The organism is Butyrivibrio fibrisolvens, assembly GCF_037113525.1.
GTDB lineage: Bacteria > Bacillota > Clostridia > Lachnospirales > Lachnospiraceae > Butyrivibrio > Butyrivibrio fibrisolvens.
Genome location: NZ_CP146963.1, coordinates 4,406,487 through 4,423,755, shown reverse-complemented (window position 1 = coordinate 4,423,755; position 17,269 = coordinate 4,406,487). Strand labels below are relative to the sequence as shown.

Annotated in this window: 14 protein-coding genes; 10 read left to right on the top strand and 4 right to left on the bottom strand. The window is 39.3% G+C overall.

Features of this window, described 5'->3' with window-relative positions; genetic code table 11:
• Window positions 1-180 precede the first annotated feature (180 nt).
• Complete coding sequence (locus tag WAA20_RS18845) at window positions 181-1,344, top strand: GGDEF domain-containing protein (RefSeq protein WP_073385710.1); 1,164 nt, start codon at window positions 181-183, stop codon at window positions 1,342-1,344.
• A gap of 170 nt (window positions 1,345-1,514) precedes the next feature.
• On the top strand, window positions 1,515-2,567 hold the full coding sequence (locus WAA20_RS18840) for a hypothetical protein (protein ID WP_073385708.1): 1,053 nt from the start codon (window positions 1,515-1,517) through the stop codon (window positions 2,565-2,567).
• A gap of 113 nt (window positions 2,568-2,680) precedes the next feature.
• On the opposite strand, the gene WAA20_RS18835 is transcribed toward WAA20_RS18840, so the two are convergent.
• A complete protein-coding gene (locus tag WAA20_RS18835) occupies window positions 2,681-3,463 on the bottom strand; it encodes an aminoglycoside N(3)-acetyltransferase (RefSeq protein ID WP_073385707.1) in 783 nt (260 codons plus the stop codon).
• A 244-nt stretch (window positions 3,464-3,707) separates the two neighbouring features.
• Here WAA20_RS18835 and WAA20_RS18830 point away from each other — a divergent pair, with 244 nt between their 5' ends.
• Window positions 3,708-4,763, top strand: coding sequence for a hypothetical protein (locus WAA20_RS18830; protein WP_073385705.1), 1,056 nt, complete (start codon window positions 3,708-3,710; stop codon window positions 4,761-4,763).
• 101 nt (window positions 4,764-4,864) lie between these two features.
• On the top strand, window positions 4,865-5,515 hold the full coding sequence (nth, locus tag WAA20_RS18825; protein WP_073385704.1) for an endonuclease III: 651 nt from the start codon (window positions 4,865-4,867) through the stop codon (window positions 5,513-5,515).
• A gap of 278 nt (window positions 5,516-5,793) precedes the next feature.
• On the opposite strand, the gene WAA20_RS18820 is transcribed toward nth, so the two are convergent.
• A complete protein-coding gene (locus tag WAA20_RS18820; RefSeq protein WP_081373679.1) occupies window positions 5,794-6,438 on the bottom strand; it encodes a hypothetical protein in 645 nt (214 codons plus the stop codon).
• A 257-nt stretch (window positions 6,439-6,695) separates the two neighbouring features.
• Between WAA20_RS18820 and WAA20_RS18815 the strand changes: the two genes are divergently transcribed.
• The 4 genes from WAA20_RS18815 (at window position 6,696) to WAA20_RS18800 (ending at window position 11,164) form a co-directional block, all read left to right on the top strand.
• Complete coding sequence (locus WAA20_RS18815) at window positions 6,696-8,297, top strand: VanW family protein (protein WP_073385702.1); 1,602 nt, start codon at window positions 6,696-6,698, stop codon at window positions 8,295-8,297.
• A complete protein-coding gene (locus tag WAA20_RS18810) occupies window positions 8,294-9,319 on the top strand; it encodes an AIR synthase related protein (protein ID WP_073385700.1) in 1,026 nt (341 codons plus the stop codon). Before WAA20_RS18815 ends, WAA20_RS18810 begins: the two co-directional genes overlap by 4 nt.
• 181 nt (window positions 9,320-9,500) lie before the next feature.
• Window positions 9,501-9,989 carry an Lrp/AsnC family transcriptional regulator gene (locus WAA20_RS18805; RefSeq protein WP_073385699.1) on the top strand — a complete coding sequence of 163 codons (489 nt, stop codon included), beginning with the start codon at window positions 9,501-9,503 and terminating at the stop codon, window positions 9,987-9,989.
• Window positions 9,990-10,000: 11 nt separating this feature from the next.
• Window positions 10,001-11,164: an aminotransferase class I/II-fold pyridoxal phosphate-dependent enzyme gene (locus tag WAA20_RS18800; RefSeq protein ID WP_073385698.1), complete on the top strand. Its 1,164-nt coding sequence runs from the start codon at window positions 10,001-10,003 to the stop codon at window positions 11,162-11,164.
• Between the two features lie 144 nt (window positions 11,165-11,308).
• Here the strand turns inward: WAA20_RS18800 and WAA20_RS18795 are convergent, their stop codons facing one another.
• Both WAA20_RS18795 and WAA20_RS18790 read right to left on the bottom strand, forming a co-directional pair.
• Window positions 11,309-12,256 carry an HD domain-containing protein gene (locus tag WAA20_RS18795; protein WP_073385696.1) on the bottom strand — a complete coding sequence of 316 codons (948 nt, stop codon included), beginning with the start codon at window positions 12,254-12,256 and terminating at the stop codon, window positions 11,309-11,311.
• Window positions 12,257-12,421: 165 nt separating this feature from the next.
• Window positions 12,422-13,837, bottom strand: a complete 1,416-nt coding sequence (locus tag WAA20_RS18790; protein ID WP_073385695.1) for a S1C family serine protease — start codon at window positions 13,835-13,837, stop codon at window positions 12,422-12,424.
• A 217-nt stretch (window positions 13,838-14,054) separates the two neighbouring features.
• On the opposite strand from WAA20_RS18790, the gene WAA20_RS18785 reads away from it, so the two are divergent.
• Together WAA20_RS18785 and WAA20_RS18780 are read left to right on the top strand one after the other, a co-directional pair.
• Window positions 14,055-16,466, top strand: a complete 2,412-nt coding sequence (locus WAA20_RS18785) for an endonuclease MutS2 (RefSeq protein WP_073385694.1) — start codon at window positions 14,055-14,057, stop codon at window positions 16,464-16,466.
• Window positions 16,467-16,559: 93 nt separating this feature from the next.
• On the top strand, window positions 16,560-17,258 hold the full coding sequence (locus WAA20_RS18780) for a response regulator transcription factor (protein WP_073385692.1): 699 nt from the start codon (window positions 16,560-16,562) through the stop codon (window positions 17,256-17,258).
• Window positions 17,259-17,269 lie beyond the last annotated feature (11 nt).

Below are 17,269 nucleotides of genomic sequence, written 5' to 3'. Positions count from 1 at the left end.
TGAGTAAGATTATCTTTTTTTGAGCGTTTTTTTCTGCGCAAAATTAGCCAATATATAAGAATGAAAAGGTTATTTCGAAGGTTATAGTGATATAATATTCTTATCAGCATCTTCGGATTTGCGTATGTTTTGTGGCTGAAAAATATTAATTTGGACTATGTTTTGACAGGAGAGTATGGCATGACAGAGGATAGGATCAGATTGTTTTATCTGCTTATAATAATTATCGCGATAATGAATCTTGGAATTTTGTATTCCAAGACCAATGAGAATCTGGGTAACAAAAGAGAAGTCGGAGCATTTAAAGGCATGCTCCTGTCTTTTATGACCTATTCTCTTGTTGACCTTAGGCTTGTTGTGACTGATTTTTACACAGGTTTTCCGAGGCTGTTCGTCCTTTTTGTAATGGGCACAGGCTTTTTTGCCATGATGTGTTCTTGTTACTTTTGGTTTGTGTATGTCCTTTCGAGTACACGTATTAAGTCCAAGGTAATCCTGATACATATAGCTAAGATCCCGCTTTTACTTGTGGCGCTTGCTCTATACACACCTTTTTATACCCACGTTTATACTGTGACGGATGAGCCGACTTTTTCTCCTCTTTTATCCGTCATCCTTATGTTTGATTATGTATATCTCATCATTGCGACAGCAATCTCGATCAAAAAATATATCCAGGTCAAAAACCGCCTTGAGCGTAAAAAATACAGTGGTCAGATCTTCTATATACTGTTCTATACAGCAAGCGGATATATTATGGGGTATTTTTTGAATATCCCTGCCATTGAGTTTTGTATGATGCCGGTTGTGCTTAAACTGTTTGTTGATCTTCAGGATTCAAGAATTTATACGGATGCACTTACAAAGCTGGATAACAGACGACGTATCGATGAATATATATATCAGGAAATTTCTACATGTAGTAAGGAAAAGCCTTTAACTGTTATCATGATCGATGTGGACTTTTTTAAGAGCATAAACGATATGCTGGGGCATGATGAGGGAGATGCAGTACTAGTTGCTTTTTCAACGGCTCTTACAAACATCACTGTATCCAAATATGCCAGAGCAGCCAGATGGGGCGGAGATGAGTTCTTGATTGCCGGTAAGGAAAAAGGTCTGGCAGATGACTTTAAAGATAAGCTGATCAAGGAGCTTGAAAAGAATAAAGAACTGTCTTTTGTCCCGCATTTCAGCGTCGGAGTATTTACCTGCACATCTTCTGATACCACTACAAAGCAGGCAATTGCTGAAGCTGATGCTCAGCTTTATAAGGACAAAGAGATTCAGCACAAAAAGTACGAAGGCTTCCAGAATCAGATCAGAGAGAAAAAACTTAAGTAAATATATTGATAATATACAAAAAATAACCTTGATCTATAGTAAAAGTTTGGCGATAAAACACGCGTAAATATGCGGTTTACAGTCGTTTTTTGATTGTAAGCCGCATTTAATTATATATATGGCGGTATGACTCCAATATACACTGATGCACCGGAGAAAGAGGAAGAAACATGTTGAAAAAATTTTCTTTAGTTTTTTTATTATTACTTTTGATGACCACCGGATGTAATTTATTATTTGCAAGTGAAAATTTACCTTACATTGAAGCGTTCGGTCCTAATGAAATAGAATGTCATTCTTTCTATCACTATACATTTGACGATCAAGGCTTAAACTATATTGGCCTTAAACGTTATGATCTAGTCTCTGAAACAGATCAGGATATTTATATAGTAGAGAATCCTGAAATTCAGGAATTAACGGGGTTCTATGGAGATGATGATGGCGTTTATTACGTAGTAACAACGTCTCAGGAACAGAGCAAAGAAAGCATTTTATTTTATTATGATCTGAACTTAGGAACCATGGAAGAATTATTAACTGATGAAAACCATATAGGTGTTTACGAGGAATCAACTACAAATGAGGTAATGGTAAAAACAAAAACACAAAGTTATAGTGCTAATAAAGGAACATTACAGTATTTAGATGATTGTGGATATACTGGAAGAGCGGAATATAGTCACGAAAGTAATGTTGAGCTTGTAACGGATGATGGAACAATGGTCGAGATAAACAAGGAATATAAAGAACGTAATTTTACGTATACAATAAATGGTACGACCAACGTTATTACTGCATTATCTGATTGTGGCGGTAGTGAATCAGGAGTATATAGAAACTTTGTTATTGAAGGAGATAATGTTGTTGGTATCGTACAAATCACAAAAGGAACTCAAGGCGGCATAACTCCAACAAATTGCATTCCAGCTAATAAGTTAAAAAAGGAAGTGCTTGTTTCTTTTAATTACAAAACCGGAGAAAGTGAAATACTTTATAATACAAAAAGTAACGCTATAAGAATTATTGGATATAGTGACGGAAATGTTTTTTTGTATAAAAAAAGTAAAATTATTTGTAGGCATTTAAATAATGGTGATGAAGAAGAATTATATAAGTTATCATATAAAGGAAATGGTCAGCTAACATTTAACTGGGTTGGAAGAAATTTAGTCATCTTTGATGAAGATAATTTACAAGTAGTAGCTAATATAAAAACATAATAATAAAATAAAACCGAAGCACATGGGAACATGAGAATTCTTGTGTGCTTCAGCTTATGTTAGAGTATAATAAAATGGCATATTATAAAAGAACTCGAGGTACGCATTTTTGTTTATACACGATTTTTTTCGATCCAATCAACTGCAAAGTCAACAATTTCTCTTTGACTCATAAGCCTTGAATCGGCATCACCAATCTTACCGATCTTGGCTTTTTCATTTTCTTCAAATGATTTACCGATTTCACAAAAATCTTCACCATCGACAAATAAGGTTTCATATTCTTTCCACACCCTGTTGCCTCCTTCGATTAATGCGCTATATTCTTTACAAGTATGTTTGGATGGATACGATGCTCTGGCATCTGCAAGATGAATTGATGTGTTCTTATCATATCCTACACCAAGAAGCAGGACCTTTGCATCAAGTTCATACAATTTTCCTATAGGTGAACCATCTCCAAATATATTTGAAAGGTCATGATCTTTAGTCAGATATTCTGCATTTTTTCCATAGGCGCATACAGATCTTGCAGGGTGATCACTTCTGATACTCCCAGGCCATGATCTGAACATCTCTACAACAGCCCCCATGGTATTGGTTGGTGTGATATTTTTATCATAAGCAGGCCAGTTGTCTCTTATTAGCTGCCATTGATCTTCGTCGGCATCCCAGTGTACGCCGTCTATAGGATCTAAGTTCTTCCATGACTGCGTTGGCATCATTATGGTTCCGCTTTCGCCAACAGCCTCAATAAGAGCTTCTATAACAGCCTGCGCGCCTCCGCATACATAGCCTATACTCTTAAGTGAAGTATGAACCATCAGTGTATCGCCTTTTTTAACGCCAAGTTCCTTAAGCCCTTTTACTATTTCATCTTTTAAAATAACCCTCATGTAAGTGTCTCCTTTTTAAGCCTGTAAAAGCAAGTTGTATTAGGAAATTATAAGATCACACAAGTCAAATTATACCTAACGAAAAAGTGTCTTACAATTAAAAAGTGGCCGTAAAACGCCTGTTTTAGCGCGTTTTGTTGACAATTTTTTATAAGAAAAACATAATGTTTTTTGTACATTATCAATATAACTACTTAAGTTTCAGCACAAATAGTACAGACGCACTAGATAAGGAGGAGAAGACATGCTTAAAAAATCATTATCGATAATGTGTCTTATGGCATTTGTTCTCGTTGGTTGTAATAGATTATATACGAGTGGTTATGTTCATTATATTCATGATCTTGGTCCAAATGACATTGAATGTAATTCCTTTTATCACTATATACGTGTCGAAAAAGGTCTTAATCAATCCGGATTACAACGATATGACCTGATTACAGAAAAAGATCAGGATATATTTATATCTGAGGATCCTGATAATCAGAAGGTAACTAGTTATTGGGGTGATGACGATGAAGTTTATTATGTAGTAATAACATATCAGGAAGGTGATGATGAAAAGGTTCTTTATCACTACGATCTGCATTCAGAAACCTGTGAAGCAATGATGACCACAGAAGGCTATTTGGATGTAAGCAGGGACGTGGTTACTAATAAAGTTAAAGTTATTACTGATGAACAGAATTATTTTATTGAGGATGGGGAGCTTCAACAGATAGATCCTTCAGATGAAATAGTAAATGAATTTAGTAGTGCTGGAAGTATTGTAAGACGCATAGCCGATGATGGGACAATAGTTGAAATAAATAAGCAATATAAAGAGAACGAATTCACCATAAATGTAGATGGTATATCCCATGAAATAACAGCATTATCTAATTGCGGAGGAGAAAAATCAGGGTTATCTAATTTCTTTGTCGTAGAAGACGATAAGGTTATAGGTATAGTGCAAATAGCTAAAAATGGAAGAAATGGTATCATCCCATGTAATATTCTCCGATATGATGATCTGAAAAAAGAAATTCTGGTATCGATTAACTATAAAACCGGTGAAAGTGAAATCCTGTATGATACGCAAAAGAATTCGATCAGGATTATTGGATACAGTAATGGAAAAGCCTATTTATTAAAGAGTGGAAAAATAATCTGTATAAACTTGTCAGATGGCAGCGAAAAAGAAATATGTTCATTGTCATATAAAGAAGATAAACAATTATCATTCAGCTGGGTTGGCAGCAACTTGGTAGTTTTTGACGAGTACAATTTACAGGTAATTGCCAATATTCAAACTAAATAATCAGAAGCACATTGAAGCACACAAGAACATTGTCACTCTTGCGTGCTTCAGAAATGGGTTATAATGAAATGACACAAACAATATAATTGAGGATTTTGATCATGATAAGAAAAACCAAAGCAGTAATGAATAGAGTAACTGAAGTTTGCAAACGCCTTGATGAGCAGTACGGCTCAGATATGCGTACATATCTTGATCATAGAAATGCCTTTGAACTACTTATTGCAACGATCCTTTCAGCCCAGTGTACTGACAAACGTGTAAACATGGTAACGCCTGATCTCTTTGCAAAGTATCCTACAGTACACGACTTCGCAACTGCTGATATCAAAGAACTCGAAAAAGCTATTCACTCAATAGGCTTTTACCATGCCAAAGCCAAAAACATAATAGGCTGCGCACAAAAACTTGAAAGCGATTTTGGTGGTGAGGTACCCAGAACAATAGAAGAACTCACATCCCTCCCCGGCGTAGGACGTAAGACGGCCAATGTCATAAGAGGTAACATCTATGAAGATCCAAGCATAGTAGTAGATACACATGTTAAGAGGATTTCAAAAAGACTGGGCTTCACGAATTCAGATGATCCTGTAGTAGTGGAGCATGACCTCATGAAGATATTACCTAAAGAAAACTGGATCAGGTACAACATCCAGATAATCTACTTGGGTCGTACCATCTGCAAAGCACCTAATGCTAAGTGCTCAGAATGCTTCATGAGCGATATCTGCCCTAGTTGTAAGATCAAATGATAATTTTAAATGTTTTCAGTAGCCTGTAATTTATGCAAATAAAAAGCGTGGGCTTTAAATGTTTTTTACATGAGTGTAAAATGGGGCCTCGGGCAAATAATGGTCACTGGTCGATTTTAAAAATATTCAGGATTTCCTTAGGGTGTCAGGAGCGAAAGTACAGCGTGTCCACGTCAGCGGATGACACCCTTAGGAAATCCCGAATATTTTTAATTGAGACCAGCGACCATTATTTGCCCGAGGCCCCCGCATGCACCTGGAAATATTAAGCCCTGCGCTTACCCTGCTTCTTGCAAGAGGTACTGTTCAATCGATTCTTTATTCATGGATTTTAGCTCTGCTGCATATGGCTGCAGAGCTTTTATTTTGTCTTGGGCCTGAGAACTGGATAGCCCCAGATGATTTTTATAGACATCGCATAGCATATGATAAGTCTCGGAAATATCACACTTTGTCGAAACCGAGAATTCTAAAAGGCTAACAACCTCGTTATAAAGCCCTTCTTCATACAACACATCCGCCCATTCCTGCAAAGTCTTGATAAGAGTAATATAACTTGCATCATATTCCATGAGCTTTGTAATATTGGCAGCCCCATATTCAAGCTTTAAGTCAGTATTCGTAATCCCCGTAAGATTCACGATCTTTCTTGAATCTTTTGCAAGAGAATGGATAGTATATTCCATATGCTCGATCTCTCTATGCCCTGTAAGAGCCCCAAATGGAAGCTTATCTTCAGGGATAGTAATATAATCAAGATCTTTTAAGCTTTTAACAGGAGCAAGATTAGCCTGTCGTTCCCTTTCCAGGAAACTTTCCTGACCGGTTACTTTTTTGGAATCCTTATGAATCTCGTATCTGAGCCATGCACAGAAGATAATGAATAAAAATAAAAAAGTTGGAAAGCCAATATTATTAAACAAGTTTCCGTTCCCCCAAAAAGTGGTATAATGACGTGAGGGTTATTTATTCATGTGGTCGAAAAATTATTCTGACCAGTTATAAATTCTTCCCCACTAGATGAATAGTGCATTTGAAGAGATATGTCTTTATAATATTTCTTTAAAACCAACAATTAATATTCTATATATAATATAGCACAAGTACTGGACTGTGTCGCGGAATGCACAGATCAGATGCACTTCATACTTGTTTTTCCGCAAATAAAAGAGGTTAGATTATGAAAAAAATAGTGATTGGTGCAGCCGCTGCCTTAATGCTTATCTTGGCATTGCCCATGGCAACAGAGGCTAAGACTGAACCGAAGATTCCAAATGGAGTAACAATAGGAAGCGTAGATGTTTCCGGTATGACTTATGACGAAGCAAGTTCTGCAGTCAAGTCATATATGAGCACACTTTCAACAGCTAATATCACATTGAAGGGTGCGAGAGAAGAAGATGTTGTAACTGTTACAGCCGCAGAGCTTGGCCTTACCTGGACTAACCCGGATGTTGTAAACAGCGCTCTAAATATAGGAAAAGAAGGCAACGTAGTTCAGCGTTACAAGCAGCTTAAGGATATCGCAAATGGCGGAGTATCACTTGATCTTGAATATGCTTTTGACGACACAATGATCATGGATGTTTTTGCAAATCAGTGCGAGTCCTACAACGTAGAAGAAGTTGATTATTCCCTTAAACTTGAGAATGGTTCATTTACTGTAATTGACGGAAATACAGGTTATGAGCTTAATCAGACAGCATCTATAGATTCACTTCAGAATTACATTGTTGACAGCTGGGACGGTTCAGATTTTGAGATCGCTCTTACGATAGATGTTACAGAGCCCAAAGGAAGTGAAGAAGAGCTTGCAAAGGTTGGAGACGTTCTTGGAACATATTCAACAAGCTATAAAACTTCAGGATCATCAAGAAGTGGTAACATAGCTAACGGATGTAAACTTGCAAGCGGCATTACACTCTATCCTGGTGAAGAGTTCTCAATGCTTGATAACATTACTCCTTTTACAGAAGCTAACGGTTACTTCCTTGCAGGATCTTATCTTCAGGGTCAGGTTGTAGAGAGCTTTGGAGGCGGAATCTGTCAGGTTTCCACAACACTTTACAATGCGGTTCTTAAAGCAGAACTTGAAGTAACAGAAAGATATAACCATTCAATGATAGTTACTTACGTTGATCCTTCACAGGATGCGGCTATTGCAGAGAATGGCGGCAAGAACTTCAAATTTAAAAACAATACAGATTATCCTATTTATATAGATGGATATACAACATCAAGTAAGACCATAACATTTACCATCTATGGTGTTGAGACAAGAGATCCAAACAGAGTTGTTACCTATCAGAGCAATGTCCTTGAGACAACAGTACCTGATACAGATACATATGTACTTGATTCATCTCAGCCTGTAGGCTATGTAAAGGTTACACAGTCTGCACATAATGGAATCAAGGCGCAGCTCATTAAGGTAGTTACTGTTAATGGCAAAGAGGAAAGCCGTGAAGTAGTAAATTCAAGTACCTACAGCATGGTTCCAAGGATCGTGGCGGTTGGTACAGCCGGCGCTGATGAAAATGTCCTTGCACAGATCAATGCGGCTATTGCTACAGGATCATATGACCAGGTTGTGGCTATATGTAATTCAATGGCAGCTGTAATAGCAGCTCAGAATCAGCAGATCGATCCTGCTACAGGACTTCCTGTTGATCCTTCTGCGACACCTTCTACTACCGATGCCCAGCCGGCGGAAGGTCAGGACGCAGCTGCAGCACCAGCTGATGATCAGAATCAGAATACAGATGGGACTACAGGCGGATGAGAACTGGTAAGATTACAGAGAATGTACTCAAAAGATCTGTTTGGAAACAGATCCATAATGGAAAATACAAAAATGGCGCAGCAGGATATACCGACTGCGCCTGTTTTAGAGCTTTGGAAAATGGAGAAGATGAGGTATTGTCTTCAACCTATACAGTGACAGCAAATCTGTCACACTGCGGTAAGTATGCGGTAGTTGGTGCCTGCAACAATATTCTTGCAGGTGGCGGAAGTCCTTTTCAGGTTCTTTTATCCATAACTCTTCCCAAAGATGAGCAGGAATCTGTCATAAGACAGGTGATGAGAGATGCAGAGGATGCTGCTATCGCCTTCGGCGCAGAGATTGCAGGTGGACATACAGAAGTTTCAGGCGCTGTTAACTGGCCGCTTATAACGGCAACTGCAGTTGGATATAAGAGCGGCAATGATATGGGAAAAGAAGCATCTGCTAAAGAAAAAAAGAAAGCTTTATTAGATGATGCAGAAAGTCTTGATATTATCGTAACCAAATGGATCGCTCTTTCAGGAACAGCAATGCTTGCAGAAGAAAAGGAAGAGAACATCAGTAAAAGATATCCATCATTTATTAAAGATGCAGGATTATCTTTTGGCAGGATGGACTATCTTTCTATATTAGATGAAGCCCGTATTGCACAAGAAAACGGTGCCCTGTATATGCATGATCTTTCAAGCGGAGGCGTATTTGCAGGCCTTTGGGAACTTGGACAGATGGCAGGTCTTGGTATGGAAGTTGATCTTAAAGCTATTCCCATAAGGCAGGAAACAGTCGAGATAACTGACGTGTTTGACGTTAACCCCTACATACTGGCATCAGCAGGATCTCTTCTTATAGCAGCAAGGGATGGAAAAAAGATGGTAAGCGCTTTGGAAGCAGAAGGCATTCCTTCTACCATAATTGGAAAGCTTACTAAAGGAAATGACCGTATCATCAGAAACGAGGATGAGACAAGATTTTTGGATCTTCCTCAAAGTGATGAGATACTTAAGATATTGGCGGACTGACGCTTCCATGAATATCAAAATTAATCACTTACGGCGATCAGATTAATTTTACTCCATATGTATTGGCAATTTTTGCTTAAGAGGTAGCATGGAATATTTATGTAATCTTTGCTACTATATTAAAAATAAAAATTCATAACATAAATGTTATGGTCGCTTTTTAGCGACAGAAAGGATCAACATGGCTCTCAGAGAAGAAATTTTATCAGTCATTGAAAAGAACAGTCGAATTGGAATAGATGAGCTTTCCGCCGCGCTTGGCGCTAGTGAGATAGATGTCGCGAATGAAGTTAAAGCTATGGAAGATGCAGGTATCATCTGCGGTTATCATACAATGATCGACTGGTCTAAGACTTCTATTGAGAAAGTCATGGCCCTTATCGAAGTTAAGGTTACACCTACAAGAGGAATGGGTTTTGATTCTATTTCTGAGCGTATCTATAAATTCCCTCAGGTATCAAGCCTTTATCTTATGAGTGGTTCCTTTGACCTTATGGTAATCGTTGAAGGTAAGACACTTCTTGAAGTTGCTGAATTTGTTAATACAAAGCTTGCAGTTCTTGATACAGTTCAGAGCACAGCAACACACTTTATCCTTAAGAAATACAAGGATCATGGAACTATACTTACAGCTAAATATGAAGATACCAGAGAAAAAGTTTCACCGTGAGGAAAAAAGTAATGAGAAATCCATTATCAGATAAAGTAATAGACATTAAGCCATCAGGCATTAGAAAATTTTTTGATATAGTCCAGGATATGGACGATGTAATATCACTTGGCGTGGGCGAACCTGATTTCGATACACCATGGCATATCCGTGATGAGGGTATATATTCCCTTGAAAAAGGACGTACCTTCTATACATCCAATTCAGGTCTTAAAGATCTCAAGCAGGAAGTAAGTAATTATGTAAAGAGAACCCAGGGCGTAACCTACGATCAGGCAAGTCAGATATTCATCACTGTCGGCGGCTCTGAAGCTATCGACCTTGCCATGAGAGCAATGGTCAATCCCGGAGACGAAGTGCTGATACCTCAGCCATCCTATGTATCCTATGAACCCTGCGCAATCCTTGCAGATGCAGTTCCTGTTATCATTAACTTAAAAGAAGAGAACGAGTTCAGACTTACAGCTAAGGAGCTTGAAGAAAGTATCACAGATAAGACCAAGATCCTAGTGCTTCCTTTCCCTAACAATCCTACAGGTGCCATTATGGAAAAAAGTGACCTTGAAGCAATTGCCAGGATCATCATAGAGCACGATCTGTATGTTATCTCTGACGAAATATATGCTGAACTTACCTATAAAGGAAAGCATGTATCAATAATATCTCTTCCAGGTATGGCAGAGAGAACCATCTATATCAACGGTTTCTCCAAGGCTTATGCAATGACAGGATGGAGACTTGGATATGCATGCGGACCTGAAGCTATCATCCGCCAGATGATCAAGATCCATCAGTTTGCCATCATGTGCGCACCTACAACCAGCCAGTATGCAGGAGTTGAAGCTCTTCGTAACGGTGATGAAGATGTTGATATGATGAGAAAAGAATATGACAGACGACGCAAATACCTTCTTCATGAATTTGATAAAATGGGTATAGATTGTTTTGAACCATTCGGAGCATTCTATGTATTCCCTAACATCAAGAAGTTTGGTCTTTCATCTGATGACTTCGCACTTCAGCTTTTGGAAAAAGAAAGACTTGCAGTAGTTCCGGGAACAGCTTTTGGTGACTGCGGCGAAGGATTTATAAGAATATCTTATGCATATTCTCTTGAAGACCTGAAGAAAGCACTTGAAAGACTTAAGCACTTTATAAGCGAACTTGGTAAGTAAAAGAAAAAATAAAGATCTAAAGAATCAGTGAATTCTGAAATATTATAAGATCAAAAAATCCGGCTATCCTTAGCGATGTGTCCCATGAATTTTGGATACATATCACTAAGGATGCCGGATTATTTTATTAATACTTATTCTAGTTTATCCCTCTACTCTTGTATCAAAGAGGTTAGATTCGAAAAGTCTGTTATAGCCAAGCCAGCCCGGATCAGTTGCATTTTCTCTTATCTCTTTAAAGGTCTCCATCTTGGCATCTGTATCATCAGCCATATTGAGAGCTACAGCTTCCATAAGCACAGGCTTTTTGGGTGAGCCATATTCAAGCTGACCGTGATGAGCAAGTATGCAGTGCTCAAGCTCCTGATCAAGGAGAACAGGGAAGCCTTCGATCTTGCCTACAAGATCATGAATCATCTGAGAACCTATTACGATGTGTCCCATGAAGTTACCACAGTCTGTGTAGTCGTTTTCAGGGAATGCAGAAAGTTCTCTTGTCTTACCTATATCGTGGCAGATAGCTGCTGTTATAAGAAGATCATGATTAAGGGCAGGGTAAGATTTGCAATAGTAATCGCAAAGCTTTGCAACGCTTAATGTATGCTCTAAAAGTCCGCCGATAAATCCGTGATGAACAGATTTGGCAGCAGATGATTTACGAAATGCTGCAATAAAATCCTTGTCTTCAACAAAGAGCATCTCAAGTATTCTGTGAAGATACTGGTTCTTAACACTTGCAATAAGTGAAAGGAGCTCTTTGTACATCTCATCATTATCTTTAGATGAAACAGGCATATAAAGAGCAGGATCATATTCACCTTCGCGGCAAATGCGGGCTCTTTTTACATTGATCTGAAGCATACCGTTGAAGCTTGTTGCTTCGCCGACTACTTCGATAAAATCCTTAGAATCAAAATCGTCGATTCCTGCACTGTTAGGATCCCAGACCTTAGCATCTACGCAGCCTGTTTTATCCTGAAGGATCACATTGTCGTAGGGCTTTCCGTTCTTGGTAGTAGCAGGAGTTTTGCTTTTACAAAAGTAGATATCCTGGATTCTGTCACCAGGTCTTAAATCTTTGATGAATTTCATAAAAAATAACCTTTCTAAAGGCCGAGATTATACCAAGGCCTTAAGTAATAATAATATTCAGATATTAGCAAGTCAATTGTAATATATGCTGATTCGAGTGACTTTCAAAGACCGGTTCATGGGCCTGTTCAAAGGTAAAGCCGAGGCTGGGAGCATAGCCCCTGGTTATTTCTCAGGAGCATCTTCTAATGTGGCAGTCAGCGTTAATTCTGTATAGTCATCCGGGGTCTGGCGCATAACAGTAATAGTAATAGTATCGCCTGAAGACCTTGCATATAAAAGACTAAGGAGCTGGCTGTAGGATGTAACGCTTTCGCCGTCAATCTCAGTAATGATATCACCGCTTTGAAGGCCGCTGTCCATAGCAGGAGATCCTGTCTCTATCTTGTTTACATAAACGCCTGTAGGAAGGCTTCCGTCTTCTGTAAGGTAAGTCGGAATATCGCTTGCATGTATTCCGAAGTATGGTGGAACGATTCCGTTAGAAAGGTTCTGTATCAGAGTTTTAACATCAGATATACCGATAGCAGAAATGATGTTTTCAAGTCCCTCTTCGTTATAGGTCATATCGATGACACCGATGACAGCGCCGCTTAAGTTTATGATAAATCCGCTGGCACGGGGGCTGGCATATATATCAGTAGTCATCATTGTATATTTACTGTCAGTAAGGTCGAGAACCTGATTTGTTGCTGTTATCATGCCATAGCAGAAAGACTCAGGAGTCCCTGTTGGTGATCCGACAGCGATTACAGGTGTTCCCTGAAGATTTGCGGCAAGAGATGTTCCAAGAGTTGCTGCTGTTATAACGTCAGCGGTTTCATCTGAAATATCTTTATTGTCTACAGTTATGATACACAGTCCTGTTACATGATCGGTTGCTTTGATACTTGCCTCTGCATAACTTTCATCATTAAAGGTTACCATTATAGTCTGGGCGTCGCTTATATTGCGGCTGTCAGCAAGAATCAGCGTTTCAGAATCTGTGATCGCAACGATAAGACCTGATGTGGATGCTTCTCTGACAAAAGAGTCATTGATAAAGTCAGTGTCCTGAGTTGCAGCTGTAACAGTTACCATTGAATTTTCAGCGCTGAGGGCAACTTCTTTTAAGGAATCATAAATTGAGGCATAGTCTGCAGAAGAAAGGCTCAGTGAACTAAGGGCAGCAGCAACTTCTTTTTCTGCAGCTTCTGTAACACTTTCATTAACGGAAGCCTGCGCACTTGCTGCATCGGCAGCTGCCTTTTCCTCTTCGCTTGCAATAAGGTCTTCACGCTGTATCTCATCACTTACAGTCTCTGAAGGAAAAGAAACTGCTGTCTGCGCTTTGTCTGAAGATCCAAGCTGATTACTAAGAAGTGGCTGCAGCAAAAGGAATGTACAGCATGCTACGATTCCGAATATGATAGCCATTACTATGGTAGTAATGGTACGTCTTAGAAGCTTCTTGGAATTAATGGGACGGGATTTGATCTTTTCCCGCATGAAATCTGTATTTGCAAGGGGCTGGCCTTCATCATCGGTAGCCTCAATATTTTTGCCTGTAGTATCAGTTTTTTTGGAATCCATGTCTTCCATAAAATGGAACCTCCTAAATGGTAACGACTTATGTAATATGAACGTCAATCTAAAATTCGCAATGGATGCGGATTTGGTGGGACTTTTGATTCGAGAATAAATATATTTTACCACAAGTATAGTTATCTTTAAAAACTTGCCGCAGGGCGGAGTGTACGATATTATAGAGGGTAGGTGATTTATCGTATTTTATTGATGTTAAAGGCAGTATTAGTTTATGAATGAGAAAGTTTTAAAAGTACTTGAGTACAACAAGATTATAGAAATGCTTGTAGCGCAGGCTAATTCCGATCCGGGAAGAAAGGTTTGCAGTCAGCTTCTTCCAATGACGGATATGAATGATATTACTAAGGCACAGACACAGACAGCTGATGCAATAGCAAGAATTTTCCAGAAAGGTTCAACTTCTTTTGGTTCCAATACAGATGTTTCAGGTTATGTAAGAGCACTTAAGATTGGCGCATCACTTGATGCAGCAGCACTTCTTAAGATCGCATCAATGCTTGAGAATGTTGCAAGGATCAAGAATTACGGAAGACGTGATAAAGAAGAGACTCCTGCAGATTCACTTACTGACATGTTCGACGGACTTGAACCCCTTACACCAATTGCAAGGGAGATAAGAAGGTGCATCATCTCAGAAGAGGAGATCGCATCAGATGCAAGCCCTGCACTTGCTCATGTAAGACGCAGCATAGCACTTACAGGAGATCGTATCCACGATAAGCTCAACTCCATGGTGAATGGATCCATGCACAGCTACCTTCAGGACAACGTTATCACAATGCGTGATGACAGATATTGTCTGCCGGTTCGTGCAGAGTTCAAGTCACAGGTATCAGGTATCGTGCATGACCAGTCTTCATCAGGATCAACTCTTTTTATAGAGCCTCAGGCAATCGTAGAGCTCAACAATAAGCTCCGCGAATTCATGCTTGAAGAGCAAAAAGAGATCGAGAAGATCCTTGCTGAGCTTTCAGTCCAGACAGGTGAATATGTACAGGCAATCTCTGATAATGCAAAGCTTATGACTGAGCTTGATTTTATTTTTGCCAAAGCATCTCTTGCCCTTTCAATGAATGCAACAACTCCTATCATGAAAGAGAATCACGGCTTTAATATCAGAAAGGGCCGCCACCCTCTTATTGATAAGAACAAGGTTGTTCCTATAGACGTGTACTGCGGCGGTGATTTTAACATGCTTATAATCACAGGTCCCAACACAGGTGGTAAGACAGTTACACTTAAGACAGTCGGCCTTCTGACACTTATGGGACAATCAGGACTTGCGATCCCTGCAGGTGACAGATCAGAGCTTTCAATATTTGATGAAGTCTATGCTGATATAGGTGATGAGCAGTCTATCGAGCAGTCTCTTTCAACCTTTTCATCACATATGACCAATGAAGTTAAGATCCTCAACGAGGCTAATGAAAACTCACTTTGTCTTTTCGATGAGCTTGGTGCAGGAACTGATCCTACAGAAGGTGCAGCTCTTGCAATATCTATACTCAATGACCTTCATAAAAGAGGCATTACAACAATGGCAACAACTCACTATGCTGAGCTTAAGGTCTATGCCCTTTCTACAGAAGGCGTTAAGAATGCAAGTTGCGAATTCGATGTTGAGACGCTGAGACCAACTTATAAGCTCCTCATCGGAGTTCCGGGTAAGTCCAATGCTTTTGCCATTTCTTCCAAGCTTGGTCTTCCTGACAGGATCATCGAAGCTGCCAAGGAGCAGATCGGCAGTGATGACAAGAGATTCGAAGACCTTCTGTCTGACCTTGAGAAGAACCGTGTACTTGCTGAGAAGGAACGTACACTTGCAGAAAGATACAGACTAGAGCTCTCTGAACTTAAAAAGTCTTATGAGAAAAAAGCTGATAAGCTCGATACAACACGTGATGAGATATTAAGACGAGCTAATGAAGAAGCTCGTGATATCCTTGCTGATGCCAAGAAGGTTGCAGATGAAACCATAAAGAGTTTCAGAAAAGCCGGTAAAGATTATGGCATCCAGGAACTCGACAGAGAAAGATCAAAACTTAATAAGCATATTTCAGACAAGAATCAGAAGCTTTCTGTAGCAGCAAATGACAAAGATAATGGTCATAAGATCCTTAAAGAAAGCCAGATCCGTCTTGGCGATTCAGTTAAGATCGTATCCATGGGTCTTAAGGGAACAGTATCTTCAATGCCTGATAAGTCCGGCAATATGTTCGTTCAGTGCGGTATCATCCGTACCAAGACCAATATCAGAGACATAGTACTTGTTGCTGATGATGAAGAAAAGAAGATAAATAAGAAGTTCAAGATGGACGCGTCCACATTTGAGAATAACAGATCTCAGGGCAAGAAGCTCGATCTGTCCAAGGGCCGTGATATCCGTCATGAAGTCAACCTTATAGGACTTAACTCGGATGATGCTATCCATGAGATGGAACAGTATCTCGACCAGGCTTATATGTCCCATCTTCCAAGCGTACGAGTTGTGCATGGTAAGGGCGCAGGTATATTAAGACAGGCAGTTCAGCAAAGGCTTCGTCAGATCCCATATGTTAAGAGCTTCAAGCTTGGGGAATATGGAGAAGGCGATGCAGGTGTTACTATAGTAACTTTCAAATAAGAAGTTCGTATCTGTTTTACCGGCCTATGTGTTAAGAATAGAATATTACTAAAAGTATAAAAGCTGGTTTAATAGTATAAGGGAGATAATGAAATGGTTAATAAACAGAAAATACTGATCGTTGATGACGACAGCAATATCGCAGAACTCATATCACTTTATCTTGTTAAAGAGTGTTATGATACTCAGATCGCGGGGGATGGAGAGACTGCTCTTGAAATGTTCAAAAGCTTTCAGCCAGATCTGATACTTCTTGATCTCATGCTTCCGGGCATAGATGGTTATGCTGTTTGCAGAGAGATAAGAGCAAAGTCACAGACTCCTATCATCATGTTATCTGCAAAGGGTGAAGTATTCGACAAGGTACTCGGTCTTGAAATGGGCGCTGATGATTATATGGAGAAGCCTTTTGATTCCAAGGAACTTGTTGCAAGAGTAAAGGCTGTTCTTAGAAGAACAAGAATGGCTCCTGCCGAAAAAGAAGAAACAGATGATAAGGTAGTAAGCTATCCTGATCTTGAGATCAACATGACTAACTACTCTGTAACATACAAGGGACAGCGTGTTGAGATGCCGCCCAAGGAACTGGAACTTTTGTACTTCCTTGCAGCATCACCCAACCATGTATTTACACGTGAGCAGCTCCTGGATCAGATCTGGGGATACGAATACATCGGTGATACACGTACCGTTGACGTACATATAAAGCGCCTTCGTGAGAAGATCAAAGACCATGAAAAGTGGAAGATAGCAACTATCTGGGGAATTGGATACAAATTTGAGAGTGTGTAAATGGTATAGAG

Excerpts from the sequence above, each read along its gene's own strand:
- WAA20_RS18845 (WP_073385710.1), top strand. The coding sequence starts at position 181 with ATGACAGAGGATAGGATCAGATTGTTTTATCTGCTTATAATAATTATC.
- WAA20_RS18840 (WP_073385708.1), top strand. The coding sequence starts at position 1,515 with ATGTTGAAAAAATTTTCTTTAGTTTTTTTATTATTACTTTTGATGACC.
- WAA20_RS18835 (WP_073385707.1), bottom strand. The coding sequence starts at position 3,463 with ATGAGGGTTATTTTAAAAGATGAAATAGTAAAAGGGCTTAAGGAACTT.
- WAA20_RS18830 (WP_073385705.1), top strand. The coding sequence starts at position 3,708 with ATGCTTAAAAAATCATTATCGATAATGTGTCTTATGGCATTTGTTCTC.
- nth (WP_073385704.1), top strand. The coding sequence starts at position 4,865 with ATGATAAGAAAAACCAAAGCAGTAATGAATAGAGTAACTGAAGTTTGC.
- WAA20_RS18815 (WP_073385702.1), top strand. The coding sequence starts at position 6,696 with ATGAAAAAAATAGTGATTGGTGCAGCCGCTGCCTTAATGCTTATCTTG.
- WAA20_RS18810 (WP_073385700.1), top strand. The coding sequence starts at position 8,294 with ATGAGAACTGGTAAGATTACAGAGAATGTACTCAAAAGATCTGTTTGG.
- WAA20_RS18805 (WP_073385699.1), top strand. The coding sequence starts at position 9,501 with ATGGCTCTCAGAGAAGAAATTTTATCAGTCATTGAAAAGAACAGTCGA.
- WAA20_RS18800 (WP_073385698.1), top strand. The coding sequence starts at position 10,001 with ATGAGAAATCCATTATCAGATAAAGTAATAGACATTAAGCCATCAGGC.
- WAA20_RS18795 (WP_073385696.1), bottom strand. The coding sequence starts at position 12,256 with ATGAAATTCATCAAAGATTTAAGACCTGGTGACAGAATCCAGGATATC.
- WAA20_RS18790 (WP_073385695.1), bottom strand. The coding sequence starts at position 13,837 with ATGGAAGACATGGATTCCAAAAAAACTGATACTACAGGCAAAAATATT.
- WAA20_RS18785 (WP_073385694.1), top strand. The coding sequence starts at position 14,055 with ATGAATGAGAAAGTTTTAAAAGTACTTGAGTACAACAAGATTATAGAA.
- WAA20_RS18780 (WP_073385692.1), top strand. The coding sequence starts at position 16,560 with ATGGTTAATAAACAGAAAATACTGATCGTTGATGACGACAGCAATATC.